The sequence below is a fragment of the Pseudomonas sp. AC172 genome (assembly GCF_979258595.1).
This window is the reverse complement of record NZ_OZ409868.1, coordinates 4,547,060-4,563,085: the sequence shown is the minus strand read 5'-3', so window position 1 is coordinate 4,563,085 and position 16,026 is coordinate 4,547,060. Positions and strand designations below refer to the sequence as shown.

13 protein-coding genes are annotated in these 16,026 nt (G+C 61.4%); 4 read left to right on the top strand and 9 right to left on the bottom strand.

All coding sequences use genetic code 11. The features are described 5' to 3' along the window. The first annotated feature begins 144 nt into the window (after positions 1 to 144). The gene (locus ACZ0A4_RS20570) at positions 145 to 2,238 is read left to right on the top strand and encodes a mechanosensitive ion channel family protein (RefSeq protein ID WP_463576202.1); all 2,094 of its coding nucleotides are present in this window, start codon (positions 145 to 147) and stop codon (positions 2,236 to 2,238) included. Between the two features lie 121 nt (positions 2,239 to 2,359). On the opposite strand, the gene ACZ0A4_RS20565 is transcribed toward ACZ0A4_RS20570, so the two are convergent. Next, positions 2,360 to 6,646, bottom strand: a complete 4,287-nt coding sequence (locus ACZ0A4_RS20565; protein WP_463576201.1) for a DEAD/DEAH box helicase — start codon at positions 6,644 to 6,646, stop codon at positions 2,360 to 2,362. Between the two features lie 324 nt (positions 6,647 to 6,970). On the opposite strand from ACZ0A4_RS20565, the gene ACZ0A4_RS20560 reads away from it, so the two are divergent. Both ACZ0A4_RS20560 and ACZ0A4_RS20555 read left to right on the top strand, forming a co-directional pair. Beyond that, positions 6,971 to 7,855, top strand: coding sequence for a sugar nucleotide-binding protein (locus ACZ0A4_RS20560; RefSeq protein ID WP_463576200.1), 885 nt, complete (start codon positions 6,971 to 6,973; stop codon positions 7,853 to 7,855). After that, the gene (locus ACZ0A4_RS20555) at positions 7,848 to 8,780 is read left to right on the top strand and encodes an NAD-dependent epimerase/dehydratase family protein (protein WP_463576199.1); all 933 of its coding nucleotides are present in this window, start codon (positions 7,848 to 7,850) and stop codon (positions 8,778 to 8,780) included. Before ACZ0A4_RS20560 ends, ACZ0A4_RS20555 begins: the two co-directional genes overlap by 8 nt. Positions 8,781 to 9,145: 365 nt before the next feature. Here ACZ0A4_RS20555 and ACZ0A4_RS20550 read toward each other — a convergent pair whose 3' ends face one another. The 5 genes from ACZ0A4_RS20550 to ACZ0A4_RS20530 all read right to left on the bottom strand — a co-directional run bounded on the left by ACZ0A4_RS20550 (position 9,146) and on the right by ACZ0A4_RS20530 (position 13,340). Further along, positions 9,146 to 9,844 (bottom strand): OmpW/AlkL family protein, encoded by a 699-nt coding sequence (locus ACZ0A4_RS20550; protein ID WP_007910962.1) that lies wholly within the window; start codon positions 9,842 to 9,844, stop codon positions 9,146 to 9,148. Between the two features lie 249 nt (positions 9,845 to 10,093). Further along, a complete protein-coding gene (locus ACZ0A4_RS20545; protein ID WP_463576198.1) occupies positions 10,094 to 10,612 on the bottom strand; it encodes a DUF3299 domain-containing protein in 519 nt (172 codons plus the stop codon). 11 nt (positions 10,613 to 10,623) lie between these two features. Continuing rightward, positions 10,624 to 11,889 carry an ABC transporter permease gene (locus tag ACZ0A4_RS20540; protein ID WP_463576197.1) on the bottom strand — a complete coding sequence of 422 codons (1,266 nt, stop codon included), beginning with the start codon at positions 11,887 to 11,889 and terminating at the stop codon, positions 10,624 to 10,626. A 1-nt stretch (position 11,890) separates the two neighbouring features. After that, positions 11,891 to 12,601, bottom strand: coding sequence for an ABC transporter ATP-binding protein (locus ACZ0A4_RS20535; protein WP_463576196.1), 711 nt, complete (start codon positions 12,599 to 12,601; stop codon positions 11,891 to 11,893). Between the two features lie 139 nt (positions 12,602 to 12,740). Further along, positions 12,741 to 13,340, bottom strand: a complete 600-nt coding sequence (locus ACZ0A4_RS20530) for a DUF2796 domain-containing protein (RefSeq protein ID WP_463576195.1) — start codon at positions 13,338 to 13,340, stop codon at positions 12,741 to 12,743. Positions 13,341 to 13,475: 135 nt separating this feature from the next. On the opposite strand from ACZ0A4_RS20530, the gene ACZ0A4_RS20525 reads away from it, so the two are divergent. After that, positions 13,476 to 13,835 (top strand): hypothetical protein, encoded by a 360-nt coding sequence (locus tag ACZ0A4_RS20525; protein WP_077574711.1) that lies wholly within the window; start codon positions 13,476 to 13,478, stop codon positions 13,833 to 13,835. Between the two features lie 4 nt (positions 13,836 to 13,839). On the opposite strand, the gene trxA is transcribed toward ACZ0A4_RS20525, so the two are convergent. The 3 genes from trxA to ACZ0A4_RS20510 form a co-directional block, all read right to left on the bottom strand. Beyond that, the gene (trxA, locus tag ACZ0A4_RS20520; protein ID WP_463576194.1) at positions 13,840 to 14,712 is read right to left on the bottom strand and encodes a thioredoxin; all 873 of its coding nucleotides are present in this window, start codon (positions 14,710 to 14,712) and stop codon (positions 13,840 to 13,842) included. Between the two features lie 183 nt (positions 14,713 to 14,895). Further along, positions 14,896 to 15,549: a class I SAM-dependent methyltransferase gene (locus tag ACZ0A4_RS20515; RefSeq protein ID WP_463576193.1), complete on the bottom strand. Its 654-nt coding sequence runs from the start codon at positions 15,547 to 15,549 to the stop codon at positions 14,896 to 14,898. Beyond that, positions 15,546 to 16,010 (bottom strand): YbaY family lipoprotein, encoded by a 465-nt coding sequence (locus ACZ0A4_RS20510; protein ID WP_463576191.1) that lies wholly within the window; start codon positions 16,008 to 16,010, stop codon positions 15,546 to 15,548. Before ACZ0A4_RS20510 ends, ACZ0A4_RS20515 begins: the two co-directional genes overlap by 4 nt. Positions 16,011 to 16,026: the final 16 nt, after the last annotated feature.

Here is a 16,026-nt window from a genome sequence, read left to right as displayed (position 1 = left end):
GGACTTGCAGGTCGATGTACTTTTCGCAGGCAACTCGGTCGGCTCCCTCTCCCTCTGGGAGAGGGTCGGGGTGAGGGTGCTCTTGAACTTGCTGTGCAATTACCGATCAGTTCCTTACAGGTTCAGCCACGGGAGATCGGAGTTTTGGTCAAGTTCAGGATCGCTATTCTGCTGGGAGCACTGCTGTTTCTCGGCGCCAGTGAAATCGACGCCGCGGCGCTGCCTGGTGTCCCGGCCGCCGCCGAAGAAGCGGCCAAACCCGAACCGATTGTGCAGGGCGGCCTGCTCGGTGCAATCAGTTCGAGCATCGATGATGTACAAGACAAGCTCGACCTTAACGATCATCTGGTCGATGCCTGGCGCCTGCGTGCCGACCGTGCGGCCGATGAAGTCGACAAACTGGTCAACCAACCGTCGAACCGCTCGGGCTGGAGCGTCGCCGGGGATTTCCTCTCGCTGTCCGGTACCTGGCTCGGCAGTTTTGCTTTGTTGACGGTACTCGGTAGCCTGTTGGCCAAGCGTCTGCGTGAGGGCCGCTGGTTGCGCTCCCGCCAGCGCAGTCAGGATTTGATCGGTTACTTGCTGCCGTACACCGTGCCGGCGCTGATCTGCCTGCCGCTGACGTTATATGTCAGCCATTTTCTCCAAGCCTCGGTAGGACGCGCGCTGGCACTGTGTCTGGCCTACGCCACCAGTAGCGGCATCTTTTCCACCTCGATGTTGTTGTGCGTAGTGGTGATGTTCAACGTCGGCCATAAACGCCCGGCGGCGCGGATCATCCGCAACTACTGCCCGCGTCCGCTGTTCCTGATCGGCTTTCTCGCCGCCCTCAGCGATGCGCTGACCAGCCCGCAGATCGCCCGTCAACTGGGTGGCAATATCACCAGCAGCATTGCCGTGTTCACCGGGCTGATCGCCTCGGTGATTTTTGGCTTGCTGGTCATTCGCCTGCGTCGCCCGGTGGCGCATCTGATCCGCAACCGCTCGCTGAGCCAACGCCTGAAACAGCCTTCGTTGCAGGAGTCGCTGCGGATTTTCTCGGGGCTGTGGTACTGGCCAATCGTGCTGATGGTGCTGGTCTCGGCAGTCAACCTGATCGGCATCGGCGAGGACAATCAGAAAGCCCTGCGTTGCGCGTTGTTCACCACGGTGTTGCTGATCGGCACGGTGTTCCTCAGCACGATCCTGCAGCACTTGTTCAAGTCACGAAAGGCCCAGGCAATCCAGCGCAGCAGCGCCTACAAGGAACGTTTCCTCAGCCTCTTGCATGCCTTGCTGCGGATCGTCATCGCCATTGCCTTCATCGATATCCTCGGGCGGATCTGGGGCGTGTCGCTGCTCGATTTTGCCCAGAGCAGCACGGTCGGAAGAGCCATCAGCAACGCGTTAAGCAGCATCGGCCTGATTTTCCTGGTGACGTGGTTGCTGTGGGTGGTGCTCGACACGGCGATTCAGGAAGCGTTGAAGCCGCCGCTCAGCAAACGCGCCGCACGCCAACCGAGCACACGGGTGAAAACCATCCTGCCGTTGCTGCGCAACGCGATCAAAATCATCCTCGTGGTGATCTGCGCAATCACCACTATGGCCAATCTGGGGATCAACGTCGCACCGCTGCTGGCCGGTGCCGGGGTGGTCGGTCTGGCCATCGGTTTCGGTTCGCAGCAACTGGTGCAGGACGTGATCACCGGGTTGTTCATCATCATCGAAGACACCCTGTCGATTGGCGATTGGGTGGTGCTCGATTCGGGCCATGCCGGCACGGTCGAAGGGCTGACCATTCGCACCCTGCGCCTGCGCGACGGCAAGGGCTTTGTGCACTCGGTGCCGTTCGGTCAGATCAAGGCTGTGACCAACCAATCGCGGCAGTTTGCCTTTGCGTTTTTCTCGGTGCAGTTCACTTATGACACGGATGTCGACAAGGCCATTGAATTGATCCGCGAGACCGGCGATTCGATCCGCGAAGATCCGTTCCTCAAGTTCAACCTGCAAGGGCCGCTGGATGTGTTTGGCGTGGACAAGATGGATCTGAATGGCGTGGTGCTGACGGCACAATTCAGGACGGTCTCGGGCGGGCAGTATGCGGTGAGCCGGGCGTTCAATCAGCGCTTGAAGAAGCTTGTGGATAACACCGAAACCGTGCATTTCGCGCAGACTTATCCACAGCAGGTTTTGTTGCCTAAGCGGTCGCAGGAGGGTGAGGTAATGGCGAGCGAGGTGCCGCAGGAATCGCGGACTTAACGCAATATTAGTGGTGCAGTGCCGGCCCCTTCGCGAGCAAGCCCGCTCCCACATTGGATTTGTGTACGCCGCAAACCCTGTGGGAGCGAGCTTGCTCGCGAAGAGGCCGGTGAGGACAACCTCAATGCCGGATCAATTTGCTGCGCACCTGCTCCATGCCGATCTGATCCAGCTCCAGCCAGTATTGCTGCTTGCCGGCAATCTGGGCAGCCGCCGGCAAACCATCCCGATACACCAACCGATTGCTCACCAACGCCGGCACTTTCACCCCCGGCAACAATGTCCCGGTCAGATTCAGCGGATCAACCCCGCACACCGCGACCAGACTGCCGTCATGCGGCCGTCGCCGCACTTCGCGCAACAATGGAATCGCCTCCGGCAAGGCAAACTGCTCGCCCGCCAGCCCACTGACAAACCGCCCGCCACGGATCTCGCCCCGTGCTTCCAGCCGATGAAACGTGCGCAGCAATTCGCGCCAACTCGGCAACCAGTCCGCCTCACGCTCCAGCAAACGCCAGAACACCACGCCGTAACGCCGCAACAACGTCATCGCGACGTGTTCCAGCGTCTCGCTGTTATCCACAGCCGCGCCACGCCGCAACAACGCCCAGCGCCCGGCGTCATCCATGCCACCGACAAACGCGCCGCGTCCGCGACGACTGCTGCGCTGCTGGCGCTTGCTCGGCGGGGTGATCAGCGCGCGCAGGCCGGCGAAGCTGTCGGCGTTCACCAGCCCGGCGCCGACCAGTTCCTGCAAGGCGATTTCCAGCTCGGTGCGCAGCAGGTGTGCTTCATGAATCAGCTCATCGAAAAACAATGCACCGTGCTGACTCAAGGCTTCAAACACCTTTTGGGTTTTCGGTGACAGTTCGCTCACGGGCGTCTGTTCCGCCAGCGCACTCCACAAGCCAACCTGACTGCGCGGCAGCAACACGATCGGCGTGCTGCGCAATGCCGTGCCACTGACCTTTTGCCGGGCAGAGAGGCGTGTCCACACCAATTTGCCGTTGCGGCACAGCTCATCCAGCCAGCTCGGCGAATAGTCCCTGAGCCGCGCCGGGAGGATGTCGCTGTCCCACGCTGAAGCCGCCGCCGCGTAGCCTTCGAACTGGCCAACAATCGCTGGCAACACTGTGCTGCCCTGACCGCGTGTCGAAGGCGAGAGATGCTGCCAGTCGAACAGAAACCGCATGAAATCCTGCAGCGCGACCGGTTCGATTTCCCGGCGCAGGCGCTTGACCGTGTAGCGATGAATACGCGCGAGCAGGTGCCGTTCGCACCATTCCTCAATGGTGACCTTGGGCGTGAACTGGCCGCGTAGCACGTAACCTTCGCGCTCCAGTTGCGCGAGGGCTTGATGGACGTCAGTGGCCAGCAGTGCGAGCGGTTCGGCAATCGCGGATAACGGCAGCGGACCGAAGGCACCGAGGCGCGCGCGGAGCACTTCGACCAGCGCTTCATCGAATGTCCAAGCCTCATCGAATCCCGGCAGCGCCTCCAGCTCGGCTTGCAATTTAGCCTGTGGATAAAGCGCCTGCAGACACGTCAGGCGTTCGCGGGCCAGCCATAACCAATGCTCGGCATCTATCTGCAGACGGCAGGCGCGACCACTGCTGGCCAGATTTTCCAGCCATGTACGCCAACCTTCGTTCGCTTGCACTTCCTCATCGCTGATGCACGCCAGGCTCATCAACGCCTCGTGCATTTCATCCACAGCATTCGGCGTCGGCCACGCTTCTTCACGCACGGCGGTAATCGCGTCCGCATCCAGCGCACCGAGATCATCGGTCGATTGCGGATCGCTCCAGCGCCGGTTGATTACTGCCTGAGTGCGGCGTTCTTCCAGCGGTGCATCGTCGAGAAAGGTGTACGGCCGCGCGCTGAGAATTTCAGCCGCGAGCGGCGAGGGCGCCGGCAGGTCGCGGCTGATCAAACGCACCTCGCCATGCTCCATGCGCCGCAGCAGATTGAGCCAGCCTTCGCTGTCCATCGCCTCATGCAGGCAATCGTCCAGTGTCTGCTCGATTAACGGATGCTCGGGAATTTCCCGTTCACCGGCGAGGTTTTCCAGGCAGGCAATCTGATCGGGAAACACGCTGGCAATCAGGTCTTCGCTTTTCATCCGCTGCAACTGCGGCGCCACTTTGCGCCCACCGGTGAAACGCGGCAGCGCCAGCGCCACCCCGGCGTTCCAGCGCCAGCGCACGCCGAACAGCGGCGCATCGAGCACCGCTTGAATAAGAATGTGCTCGGCGCTGTTGCTGTGCAGGTAGCGCCAGATCTCATCCAGTTCAAAACTATGGCTGGTGGACAGCGACAGCACGATGGCGTCTTCGCTGGCAGCAGCCTGCAGTTCGAAATTGAACGTGCGGCAGAACCGCTTACGCAAGGCCAGGCCCCAGGCGCGGTTGATGCGGCTGCCGAACGGTGAATGGATGATCAGTTGCGTGCCGCCGGACTCGTCGAAAAAGCGCTCCATCAGCAAGGTGTCCTGCGAGGGCAGGGCGCCGAGGGTTTGCCTAGCGCGGGCGAGGTATTCGACCAGTTGTTCGGCGCTGGCAAGGTTGAGGCCGAGGGTTTGCGTCAGCCAGTCGAGTGCCGGTTGCAGATCGCCTGGGCTGGCGCCGAGTAGCTCGTCGAGCTGTGCTTGCAGACGTGCGACAGCGGATGACAATTCATCGCTGCGCCCTGGCGCTTCGCCGAGCCAGAACGGAATGGTCGGCGGCTGGCCGTGGGCATCCTCGACGCGCACCTTGCCGGTTTCCACACGCAGGATCCGGTAGGAGGTATTGCCGAGCTGGAACACATCGCCGGCAATGCTTTCCACGGCGAAGTCTTCGTTGACGCTGCCGATGTTCAGGCCTTGCGGCTCGAGCATCACGCTGTAATCGGCGTTGTCGGGGATGGTGCCGCCGCTGGTCACGGCGGTCAGTTGCGAGCCGCGCCGGCCACGCAAGGTGCGGCTGACGGCGTCGCGGTGCAGATAGGCGCTGCGTATGCCCTGACGACCGTTGTAGCCTTCGGCGAGCATGCTCAGCAGGGCTTGATAGTGTTTTTCGTCGAGGTCGCGATAGGGCGAGGCTTGGCGGAACATCGCCAGCAAGGCGTCCTCCGACCATTCCTGGCAACTGACTTCGGCGATGATCTGCTGCGCGAGTACATCCAGCGGCGCGACGGGGATGTGCAGGGTGTCGAGTTCGCCTCGGCGTACGCAGTCGAGCAGGGCGGTGCATTCGATCAGGTCGTCGCGGGTGGTGGCGAACAAGCGACCCTTGGGTGTGCCGCCGACCTGGTGCCCGGAGCGGCCGACCCGTTGCAGAAAACCGGCGATGGAGCGCGGTGAGGCGATCTGGCAGACCAGATCGACTTCGCCGATGTCGATGCCCAGTTCCAGCGAGGCGGTGGCGATCAACACCTGCAGTTCACCGTGTTTGAGCCGTTGTTCGGCGTCGAGGCGGAACTCCTTGGCCAGACTGCCGTGATGCGCAGCCACGGCGTGCTTGCCGAGGCGTTCGCTGAGGTGTCGGCTCAGCCGCTCGGCCAGGCGCCGGGTGTTGACGAAAATCAGCGTGGTGCGGTGCTCGCGGGCCAGTTCCGCGAGGCGGTCGTAGACCAGCTCCCAGACATCGTTGGCCATGACTGCCGACAACGGCACTGGCGGTACTTCGATGCCCAGGTCCCGTGGCCGCGCGTGGCCAATGTCGATGATTTCGCAGCGGCGTTCGTGGCCGACGAGAAATTGCGCCACGGCTTCGACCGGTTTTTGTGTAGCGGAGAGGCCGATGCGGGTCAGCGGTTCGGCGCATAGCGCTTGCAGGCGCTCTAGGCTCAAAGCCAAGTGGCTGCCGCGTTTGCCGGCGGCCATGGCGTGGATTTCGTCGATGATCACCGTGCGCGTGGTGCCGAGCATTTTTCGCCCGGATTCCGAGCCGAGCAGCACGTAAAGCGATTCCGGCGTGGTCACCAGAATGTGCGGCGCGGTCTTGCGCATGGCGGCGCGTTCTTTCTGCGGGGTGTCGCCGGTGCGCACGGCGGTGGTGATGTGTACTTCTGGCAGGTTCATCTGCTGCAGCTGTTCGGTGATCCCGGCCAATGGATTTTGCAGGTTGATGCGGATGTCGTTGGACAGCGCTTTCAATGGCGAGACGTAGACCACCAGGGTTTCGTCGGGCAGACCGTCGGGGTTTTCCAGGCCACGGTGGACAAGATCGTCGAGCACGGCGAGGAACGCGGTCAGGGTTTTGCCCGAGCCGGTGGGCGCGGCGATCAGCGTCGAACGGCGTTGGCGGATCAACGGCCATGCGCGGGCCTGGGCGGCGGTGACCGTCGGGAAGGTTTTGCTGAACCAGGCGCTGACGGCGGGGTGAAAGCCTGCCAGGGCCGCGTCCGTGGGGATGGGCAGATTCATGGCTTAAGTTATGCGGGCGCGGGGGGGAAGATGCAAGTACCGCTCAGGATCTTCAGCGTCTGGCAGGGCCTCATCGCTGGCAAGCCAGCTCCCACAAGGATTGCGGTGGTTCACAGAATTTGTGGTCAGCACTGAACCCTGTGGGAGCTGGCTTGCCAGCGATGGGGCCAGTGGCCATGACACAAATCCCTGCGATCTGCACTTTACGGATGACGGTTGCGCACTAAACCCGCAAAATGCAACGATTCCGGCAATTATCGGCGACGCATCCACGAGATCCGTCGCTAAAGCCATCGTTCCAATCAGACTGGGCCTGCTGACTCTATGCGAATGCGCCTTATGTTACTGGGCGGCGGAAATGCCCTTGGGCAGGCGCTGATTCGCCTCGGTGCAGAGGAAGACATCGGTTTCCTCGCCCCCCGCCCGCCCGAAGACGGCTGGGATGCCGCGAGCCTGACGCAACTGCTCGACGACACCCGTCCCGATGCGTTGATCAATCTCGCCTACTATTTCGACTGGTTCCAGGCCGAAACCGTCAGCGAAAGCCGCATGGCCGGGCAGGAACGTGCAATAGAGCGTCTGGCCGAACTGTGCCAGCACCACAATATCGTCCTCGTCCAGCCCTCCAGTTATCGGGTGTTCGATGGTTCGCGTGCCACGGCGTACAGCGAAAAAGACGAGCCGGTGCCACTGGGGCTGCGCGGTCAGGCGTTGTGGCGCATCGAGCAAAGTGTGCGCGCCACGTGCCCGCAACACGTTTTGCTACGATTTGGCTGGTTGCTCGATGACAGCATGGATGGCACCCTCGGGCGCTTCCTCGCGCGTGCCGAGCAGCCAGAAGAATTGCTGCTGGCCGATGACCGCCGTGGCAATCCGACCCCGGTCGACGATGCCGCGCGGGTAATCATTTCGGTGCTCAAGCAACTTGATTGTGCCGCGCCGTTGTGGGGCACTTACCACTACGCAGGCCACGAAGCCACCACGCCGCTGGCGCTGGGACAGGCGATTCTGACCGAAGCGCGCAGCCTGCATGCGCTGGTCATCGAAGCGCCGACCGCTCAGGCTCACGCCGCGCGGCCGGACGCTGCCGAAGAGCCGCAACACGCTGTATTGGCCTGCAAGAAAATTCTGCACACTTTCGGGATCAAACCGCGCGCCTGGCGTGCCGCTCTCCCGGGCTTACTGGATAGGTTCTACCGTCATGGCTGAAGGGACTGTTTTAATCACCGGCGGAGCCGGCTTCATTGGCTCGCACCTGACCGATGCCTTGCTTGCTCAAGGCCATTCGGTGCGCATCCTCGACGATTTGTCGACCGGTAAACGCAGCAACCTGCCGCGGGACAATCCAAAGGTCGAGCTGATTGTCGGTGATGTCGCTGATGCGGCGTTGGTAGCCAAGGCCATGCAAGGTTGCAGCGCTGTCGCTCACCTGGCGGCCGTGGCGTCGGTGCAGGCGTCGGTGGATGATCCGGTGAAAACTCACCAGAGCAATTTCATTGGCACGCTGAATGTCTGCGAAGCCATGCGTCTGACCGGGGTCAAGCGTGTGTTGTATGCCTCCAGCGCAGCGGTGTACGGCAACAATGGCGAGGGCGAGTCGATTGATGAAGACACGCCCAAAGCGCCGCTGACGCCATACGCTTCGGACAAGCTGGCGGGCGAGCATTATTTCGATTTCTATCGCCGCCAGCATGGCCTGGAGCCGGTGATTTTCCGCTTCTTCAACATCTTCGGCCCGCGTCAGGATCCGTCCTCGCCGTATTCAGGGGTGATCAGCATTTTCAGCGAACGTGCGCAGAAAGGTTTGCCGATTACTGTGTTCGGTGATGGTGAGCAGACGCGCGATTTCCTGTACGTCGAAGATCTGGTCGATCTGCTGGTGCAGGCGATCGAAAAGTCTGAAGTGGACGTCGGTGCGGTGAACGTCGGCTGGAATCAGTCGATGAGCCTCAAGCAGATGCTTGAAGCGCTGCAAGCGGTGGTCGGTGAGCTGCCGCCCGTCAGCTACGGTCCGGCGCGCTCCGGTGATATCCGTCATTCGCGGGCGAACAACGCTCGCTTGCTGGAGCGCTTCAAGTTGCCTGAGCAGACGCCGATGAGCGTGGGTTTGGCGCGGTTGCTCGGTCGCTCCTGAAGAGCCCCTCACCCTAACCCTCTCCCTGAGGGAGAGGGGACTGGCCGAGGTGTACTTTCGAGTTACGCCGACTTGAAATACCGAGTCGAACTGAGATTTTGAAGAACACACAAATCGGCTCCCTTTCCCCCTCTCCCTGAGGGAGAGGGCTGGGGTGAGGGGGAAATCCAGCTCACGCCAAAAAATTCCAGGCAGACATGAAAAAGGCGCCCTTTGACAGGCGCCTTTTTCACGGCCGGAATATGTCGCTATCCCTGTGGCGAGGGGATGTTATCCCCCGATCAACTGCGTACGGTCGCCGTCAGTTCTACGCCTGCTCACCACCAAGCCTAATTCACCACCACGTGAACATTCGATAATTCGACTTAGAACTTATAGCCCAAGCCAACCATGTAGATGAACGGATCCACATCGACGTTGACCCGGGCGCGAGTGCCCGGTGCAACCGCGTTGTTCTCGACGGTGGCGCGGGTGTCGATGTCGATGTAGCGCACTTGGGCGTTGAGCATGATGTTGTCGGTCAGCATGTAGTCAGCACCGACCTGCCACGCCAGACCCCAGGAGTTTTTCGCCTTGAAGTTGCTGAAACCGTTGGCGCTGGCTTCGCTGCCGACGTGCTCGTCATAGATCCAGGTGTAGTTGATGCCACCGCCGACGTAAGGCTGGAACGGCGACTTCGAATCCAGCGGGTAGTACACAACGCTGAGAGTCGGCGGCAAGTGTTTCAGGGTGCCGAGCTTGCCGTTGGCCGCTGGCAGGGCAGTGCCCTTGAGCTTGACGTCATGCTCGAACGGCGTCGCTGCGAGCAGTTCGAGGCCGACGTGATCGGTAAGCATGTAGGCGAAGTTCAGACCCAGTTGGGTGTCGCTGCTCATGGTCGCCTTGCCGCCCAGATTGGTGCCGCTCAACGGACCCTGATCGACCTTGACGCTGGAGCTGTCGGCCTTCGGATTGACGGTGATCGCGCCGGCACGGATGAGGATGTCACCCGCTTCGTGGGCATGGGCGAGCGGGGCTGCGAGCGCGAGGGCAAACAGCGAAGCGCTGAGCAAGGACTTGTTCATGGGGGCTCCGAAAGGACGTTAAAAATGTTTGATGTCCTATGGTACGAAGCCAACTGATACGGTCTTTTGACTCAGCTCAATGAAACAGTGAAGGGGCAGACTTTTGCGGAACCTTTGCGGGCCCCATCGCTGGCAAGCCAGCTCCCACAGGTTTTGTTGGTGATCACAAAATTTGTGAACGACTCAATCACTGTGGGAGCTGGCTTGCCAGCGATGGGGCTTTTACAGACAGCATAAAATTACCGGGAATTACTCCGGCAGCTCATACACATAAATCTTGTCGGCCTCCATCTGATACCCGGCATCCGCCAGTTCGCTGCTCGACGCCTTGACCTGCAACGGCCCTTCGACCCAGTACGGCTGATACAGCTCATCGAGCTTCACGCCCAACTCGCTTTTGACATGCACAATCTGGTTCGACGGCGGTGGCGGCACATGGATGCACGCGCCGAAATACGGCACCAGCAAAAAGTCTGTGGTGCGCCCTTCTTCGTTGACTTCCAGCGGCACGATATAGCCCGGCAAACGAATGTTCTGACCGTCGAGTGATTGCACCACCGGCGCGTTCGGCAGGTCCTGCTTCGCCGCTGGCGCCGACTCGGCAGACAGCGCATCACTCATCTTCGACATGTCGTGCAGCGGGGTCATGTTCGGCACTTCCGGCGCGGCGTCCGGCGGGATCATCTCCGACCACGTCAGGTCTTTCGGCGCCGCTGCCCACACGGGCAGGGCGATCAACAACAGCAGCGCGAGTGCAGCCCGTGGCATGGTGAACATCCTCATAAACGGATCGACAGGCCATCGGCCAGGGATTGGCGATAAGCGCGCCAGGCCGGCACGCTGCCCATCAGCAGCGCGGCCGCCAGAATGCCACCGAGCAGCGTCCATTCATACTCGCTCGGCCACGCCAGCGGCAGGAACAAACCATAGTTGGCCTGCACGTAACCCTGTGCGGCGGCAATGCCGATGTACAGCAATGCTAAACCTGCGATGACGCCGGTCAGCGCCAGGGCGAACGCTTCGAGCACCAACAGGCTCGCGATATGCCACGGTCGCGCCCCGACCGAGCGCAGAATCGCCATCTCGCGGCGACGTTCGTTGAGGCTGGTGAGGATCGCCGTGAGCATGCCGATCAACCCGGTCAACACCACAAACAACGAGACAACGAACAGCGCTTTTTCGGCAGTGCTCATCAGGCTCCACAACTCTTGCAAGGCCACGCCCGGCAGAATCGCCAGCATCGGCTCGCCACGGAATTCGTTGATCTCGCGTTGCAGCGCAAACGTGGAAATCTTGCTGTTGAGGCCGAGCATGAACGCGGTGATCGCCTGCGGCGTCAGGTCCATGTTGCGCGCCTGATCCGCACTGATCCGCCCGTTACCCCGCGCCGGCACGCCGTTGTGCCAGTCGATGTGAATCGCTTCCATGCCACCGAGGCTGATGTGCAACGTGCGATCGACCGGGGTGCCAGTGCGCTTGAGGATGCCGACGACGGTGAACGGTTTGTCGTCGTGCTTGACCAGACTGATTGCCGCCACACCGTGGGCCAGCACCAGCTGGTCGCCGAGTTTGTAATGCAGCGCATCGGCGACTTCTGCGCCGAGCACCACTTCAAACGGATCAGTCGCGAAAGCGCGACCGTCGGCCAATTCCAGATGCTGCTGGCGACCGTACTGGTAATGCTCGAAATACGCTTCAGTGGTGCCCATCACCCGGTACCCACGATGGGAGTCGCCGAGGGACATCGGGATCGCCCACTTCACTTTCGGGTTGCTGGCGAAGTGTTCGAAGCTGTCCCAGCGGATGTTGTTGGTGGCGTTGCCGATGCGAAATACCGAGTACAGCAACAGATTCACCGAGCCGGAGCGCGCACCGACGATCAGGTCGGTGCCGCTGATGGTGCTGGCGAAACTGGCTTTGGCTTCGGTGCGCACTCGTTCAACGGCGAGCAACAGGCAGACCGACAGGGCGATGGCGAAGGCAGTGAGCAACGCGGTAAAACGGCGGTTGGCCAGGCTGGCCATGGCCAGACGAAACAGATACATCTCAGACCTCGGCAGACGTGGCGGCGCGATTGAGTTCGGCCAGGGACAGGTGACGGTCGAACAACGGCGCAAGGCTCTGGTCATGACTGACGAACAGCAGACTGGAACCGGCCTCGCGACATTCAGCGAACAGCAGGCGAATGAAGTTTTCCCTGGCGTCGTAATCCAGCGCCGAGGTCGGCTCGTCGGCGATCACCAGCTCAGGCTGACCGATCAACGCGCGCGCGGCGGCGACCCGTTGTTGCTGGCCGATCGACAGGGAATCGGCGCGACGGCTGAGGATGCTTTCATCCTTCAAACCCAGGTGCGCCAGCAGGGTGGCGGCGGCTTTATCGACGCTGCCGTGACGCTGTTTCGCTCGCTGAGCGCGCAATTTCGAGAAGTGACACGGCAGCTCAACGTTCTCGCGCACCGAGAGAAACGGCAGCAGGTTGAACTGCTGGAAGATGTAGCCGGTGTGGTCGACGCGAAAAGTATCGCGAGCGCCGGCAGAGAGTTCGGTGAGTTCCTGGCCGAGCAGACGAATGCTGCCGCGACCGGGTTTCTGCACGCCGCCGAGCAGGCCGAGCAGGGTGGTCTTGCCGCTGCCGCTGGGGCCCTTGAGGAACAGGGTTTCGCCGGCTTCCAGACGAAACGCCGGGATGTCCAGCAGTTGCGGGTGACCGGGCCAGTTGAAGCCCAGGTCGGACAGTTCGATGAGCGCTTGGGTCATGGCACCAGTTTCATGGTTGGACACGGAACCCTTGTGGGAGCGAGCCTGCTCGCGAATGCAATCTGACAGTCGACCTCGATGTCGACTAATGCACCGCTTTCGCGAGCAGGCTCGCTCCCACAGGGGATTTTCGGTGTGATCAGAATTTCAGGGCGGCAGCCTTGGCCGTCACTTCGGTACCTTGCTGGCCGCTGGCGCTGATCAGTTGTACCTGAATTTTCTGCGTCGCCGGGAAGGTATTGAAAATGTTCGCCAGATCCAGCGTCTTCAATGCACCCGGTGCGGTACAGCTGAATTGGTAGTGCGCGTGGATTTCGCTGTGGTCGTGGTGATGCTCGTGACCGTCCTTGTCCGCCTCATCGTCGCCATGGTCGTCGGCATCCGGCTTGTCGCCGAACAACGGGCTTTCCAGTTCCTGGCTGACCACTTTGCAGCCGGCCGCGGCGGGCAGGCTGAACAGGGTCAACGGTTTTTCCAGTTGCGCACGTGCAGCGGCGACCTTGGCCTTGTCGGCGTCGCTTGTGGCGACGTGTTCGAAACCGACGAGGTTCATTGCCGGGCTTTCCAGCTCAAGTTCCAGTGTCTGGCCATCGAGCGCTGCGTTAAGGCGACCAACACCGTGTTCATGCGCGCCGAGGCTGCCGTGTTCATGGTCGTGATCGTGGTCATGCTCATCAGCCGCGTGGGCGATGGCCAGCGGCAACAGGGCAAACGGCAAAGCGAGCAGCAGACGACGCATGGCGGTCTCCGGGAAGTAAAGTGAAAAGTTTGTTATGTAATCTTATAACGAAAGTGCGCAGAGTTTGCCCGTGCGCTTGGCGTTGCACAAGTCCCGTGGGAGCATGCAGGTCAGAAAAGTGCAGGAGCGAACTCAATGTTGCGGATACGCGGAACCGTCGGCGACGTGCCGGTGGATTTGACGGTGGAACTGGATGACGGCGATTGGGCGAAGCTCGGTTCAGCGCTGAATGGGCAGGCGCCGGTCGCTCAATCTGAGGCGGTCGCATCAGCCCCGGCGGCGAAACCGTTGAATCAGGACGATGCCTTGTGGCAGTTGGCCAAGGACCTGTTGCGCAAGGCCGGGCAGCTCAGCGGTCCGGACCTGCTTGATCAATTGGAAGGGCTGACCGGCAGCGCGGTGGCGGGCAAGCGCTTGCTGGTGCGCTTGCGCCACAGTTCGGACGTGAAAGTGGTGAGCGGCGGGGATACGCCGCTCTACAGCTGGATCGAATGACGGCTTAGTACAGCGCCGCAAACATCTTGCGGCGGTACACCGTCACCAGCGGGTGATCATTGCCCAGCAGCTCGAACACCTGCAGCAAGGTCTTGTGCGGCAAGCCTTCGCCGTAGCTGCGGTTGCGGATGAACAGCTTAAGGAGTGCATCCAGCGCCGCTTCATACTGCTGGCGAGCGAGTTGCTGGATCGCCAGTTGATACACCGCCTCATCGTCCTGCGGATCTTTCGCCAAACGCGCCTTCAGGTCGGCGGCATCCGGCAGGTCACGAGCAAGTCCGAGGAACTTGATCTGTGCCTTGGCTCCGGCCAGTGCGGCCTTGTGTTCGTCGCTCTTGACTGCATCCAGCACGGTTTGCGCCTCATCCAGTTCGCCGCGCTCGGTCAGGCAACGCGCGTAGAGAATCAGCGCTTTCGCGTTGGTGTTGTCTTCATTGAGCATCACCACCAGCGCGGCTTCAGCATCGGCGTAACGGCCGTCATCGAACAAGGCCTGAGCCTGTTCGAACGGATCGGCGGCGGCCGGTGGCGGCATCTGCACGTGCGGTTCAAGCAGAGCACGCACGGCGGATTCCGGTTGCGCGCCGGCAAAGCCGTCGACCGGTTGGCCGTCCTTGAACAGCACCACGGTCGGCAGGCTGCGAATACCGAAACGGGCGACGATGTCCTGCTCGATGTCGCAGTTGACCTTGGCCAGCAGCAGTTCGCCCTGATAGCTCTCGGCAATGCCTTGCAGCATCGGCATCAGCGCCTTGCACGGCGCACACCAGTCGGCCCAGAAATCCACCAGCACCGGTTTATTGAAAGAGGCCTCGATCACCGACTGGTCGAAATCGGCCGTCGTGGCGTCGAAGATGTACGGCGTTTGCTCACTCATGGGGGATCTCGTAGAAGCGTGGATGGGGCAACTATACGGCTTGGCGGGGTGTGGCCGGAAGCGGTCAGCCTTTGAGAGGTGTGTTGCATGGGCGGACGCCTTCGCGAGCAAGCTCGCTCCCACATTGGATCTGTGTCGTTCACAAAACCTCTGTGGAAGCGAGCCTGCTCGCGAAGCTTTTAGCTAGCGCAGCGCATGGTAGAGGCTGACGTGTCTGAATTCTTCCGGCTCAGCCAGATCCGGCAACGTCATCGCCTCCAGCATTTCAATCCGCTCATACAACGGATGCCTAAAATCCCGAACCCGCGAATCCGCCACCAACGCCTCACGGCCACGGCTTAAAAACGCATCGAGCAACGGCAGATTCGCCCGGTCATACAACACGTCCGCCACCAGAATCAGATCAAACCGATCCGCCTCGGCAAAGAAATCCGTCGAGTAGCTCATCTGCACATCATTAAGCTCGGCATTCGCCCGGCACGCGGCAATCGCCAGCGGATCGAGATCGCACGCCACGACTTCCAGCGCGCCGGCCTTCACTGCCGCAATCCCGGCAATCCCCGATCCGGCGCCGAAATCCAGCACGCGTTTACCGCGCACCCACTCGGGAAACTCCGCCAGATACCGCGCCACCGCCAGACCACTGGCCCAGCAGAAACCCCAATACGGTGGCTCGTGCAGAATTCGCTGGATTTCTTCCTGGCTGAACTCGCGATCCATGTTGTCGCCATCGATCAGCCATAGCTGTAAATCAGTGTCCGGCAACGCACAGACCTTGAGTCTGGCGTCGCCGAGCAATTCACCTAACGCCTGTTGCAGGTCGAGCGGTGCATTCATGGTGCTTTGACAAATTGCAGTTGGCCCAACGCCTGAGTGGTCGGCTGGGTGATGGTTTGCGACGGCAGATGCAGGATCAACTGGCCGGACTGGCTGGCGCGACCGCGCAGCTCAACCCGCGCGCCGGCCGGGAAGGCGTCCGGATTGAAGCGCAGGCGAAACGGCAGGATCTGGTTGTTGCCGATCAGGCTGGAGCTGGCGAGCAATTGTTGTGGACGATCCTTTTCGTCAATCACCAGCAGCGCCAGCTCAACTTCGGCGCCGGCCGGCACGCCTTGCAGGGTACCGCTCAGTTCACGTTGATAGGCCGGCAGCGGGCCAAGCGCGGCGGCCTCTTTGGCTTTTTTCTGCGCTTGCTGCGGCGCAGGGCCTGGCGTTGGCGGCTGGGGCTTGGGTGCATCGCTGCCACAGGCCACCAGCAGGCTGAAAAGACTGAGCAAAACGAGCGGACGTAACGGCATTGGATGCTCCGGCAAA

Excerpts from the sequence above, each read along its gene's own strand:
- ACZ0A4_RS20565 (WP_463576201.1), bottom strand. The coding sequence starts at position 6,646 with ATGAATCTGCCCATCCCCACGGACGCGGCCCTGGCAGGCTTTCACCCC.
- ACZ0A4_RS20560 (WP_463576200.1), top strand. The coding sequence starts at position 6,971 with ATGCGAATGCGCCTTATGTTACTGGGCGGCGGAAATGCCCTTGGGCAG.
- ACZ0A4_RS20555 (WP_463576199.1), top strand. The coding sequence starts at position 7,848 with ATGGCTGAAGGGACTGTTTTAATCACCGGCGGAGCCGGCTTCATTGGC.
- ACZ0A4_RS20550 (WP_007910962.1), bottom strand. The coding sequence starts at position 9,844 with ATGAACAAGTCCTTGCTCAGCGCTTCGCTGTTTGCCCTCGCGCTCGCA.
- ACZ0A4_RS20545 (WP_463576198.1), bottom strand. The coding sequence starts at position 10,612 with ATGCCACGGGCTGCACTCGCGCTGCTGTTGTTGATCGCCCTGCCCGTG.
- ACZ0A4_RS20540 (WP_463576197.1), bottom strand. The coding sequence starts at position 11,889 with ATGTATCTGTTTCGTCTGGCCATGGCCAGCCTGGCCAACCGCCGTTTT.
- ACZ0A4_RS20535 (WP_463576196.1), bottom strand. The coding sequence starts at position 12,601 with ATGACCCAAGCGCTCATCGAACTGTCCGACCTGGGCTTCAACTGGCCC.
- ACZ0A4_RS20530 (WP_463576195.1), bottom strand. The coding sequence starts at position 13,340 with ATGCGTCGTCTGCTGCTCGCTTTGCCGTTTGCCCTGTTGCCGCTGGCC.
- ACZ0A4_RS20525 (WP_077574711.1), top strand. The coding sequence starts at position 13,476 with ATGTTGCGGATACGCGGAACCGTCGGCGACGTGCCGGTGGATTTGACG.
- trxA (WP_463576194.1), bottom strand. The coding sequence starts at position 14,712 with ATGAGTGAGCAAACGCCGTACATCTTCGACGCCACGACGGCCGATTTC.
- ACZ0A4_RS20515 (WP_463576193.1), bottom strand. The coding sequence starts at position 15,549 with ATGAATGCACCGCTCGACCTGCAACAGGCGTTAGGTGAATTGCTCGGC.
- ACZ0A4_RS20510 (WP_463576191.1), bottom strand. The coding sequence starts at position 16,010 with ATGCCGTTACGTCCGCTCGTTTTGCTCAGTCTTTTCAGCCTGCTGGTG.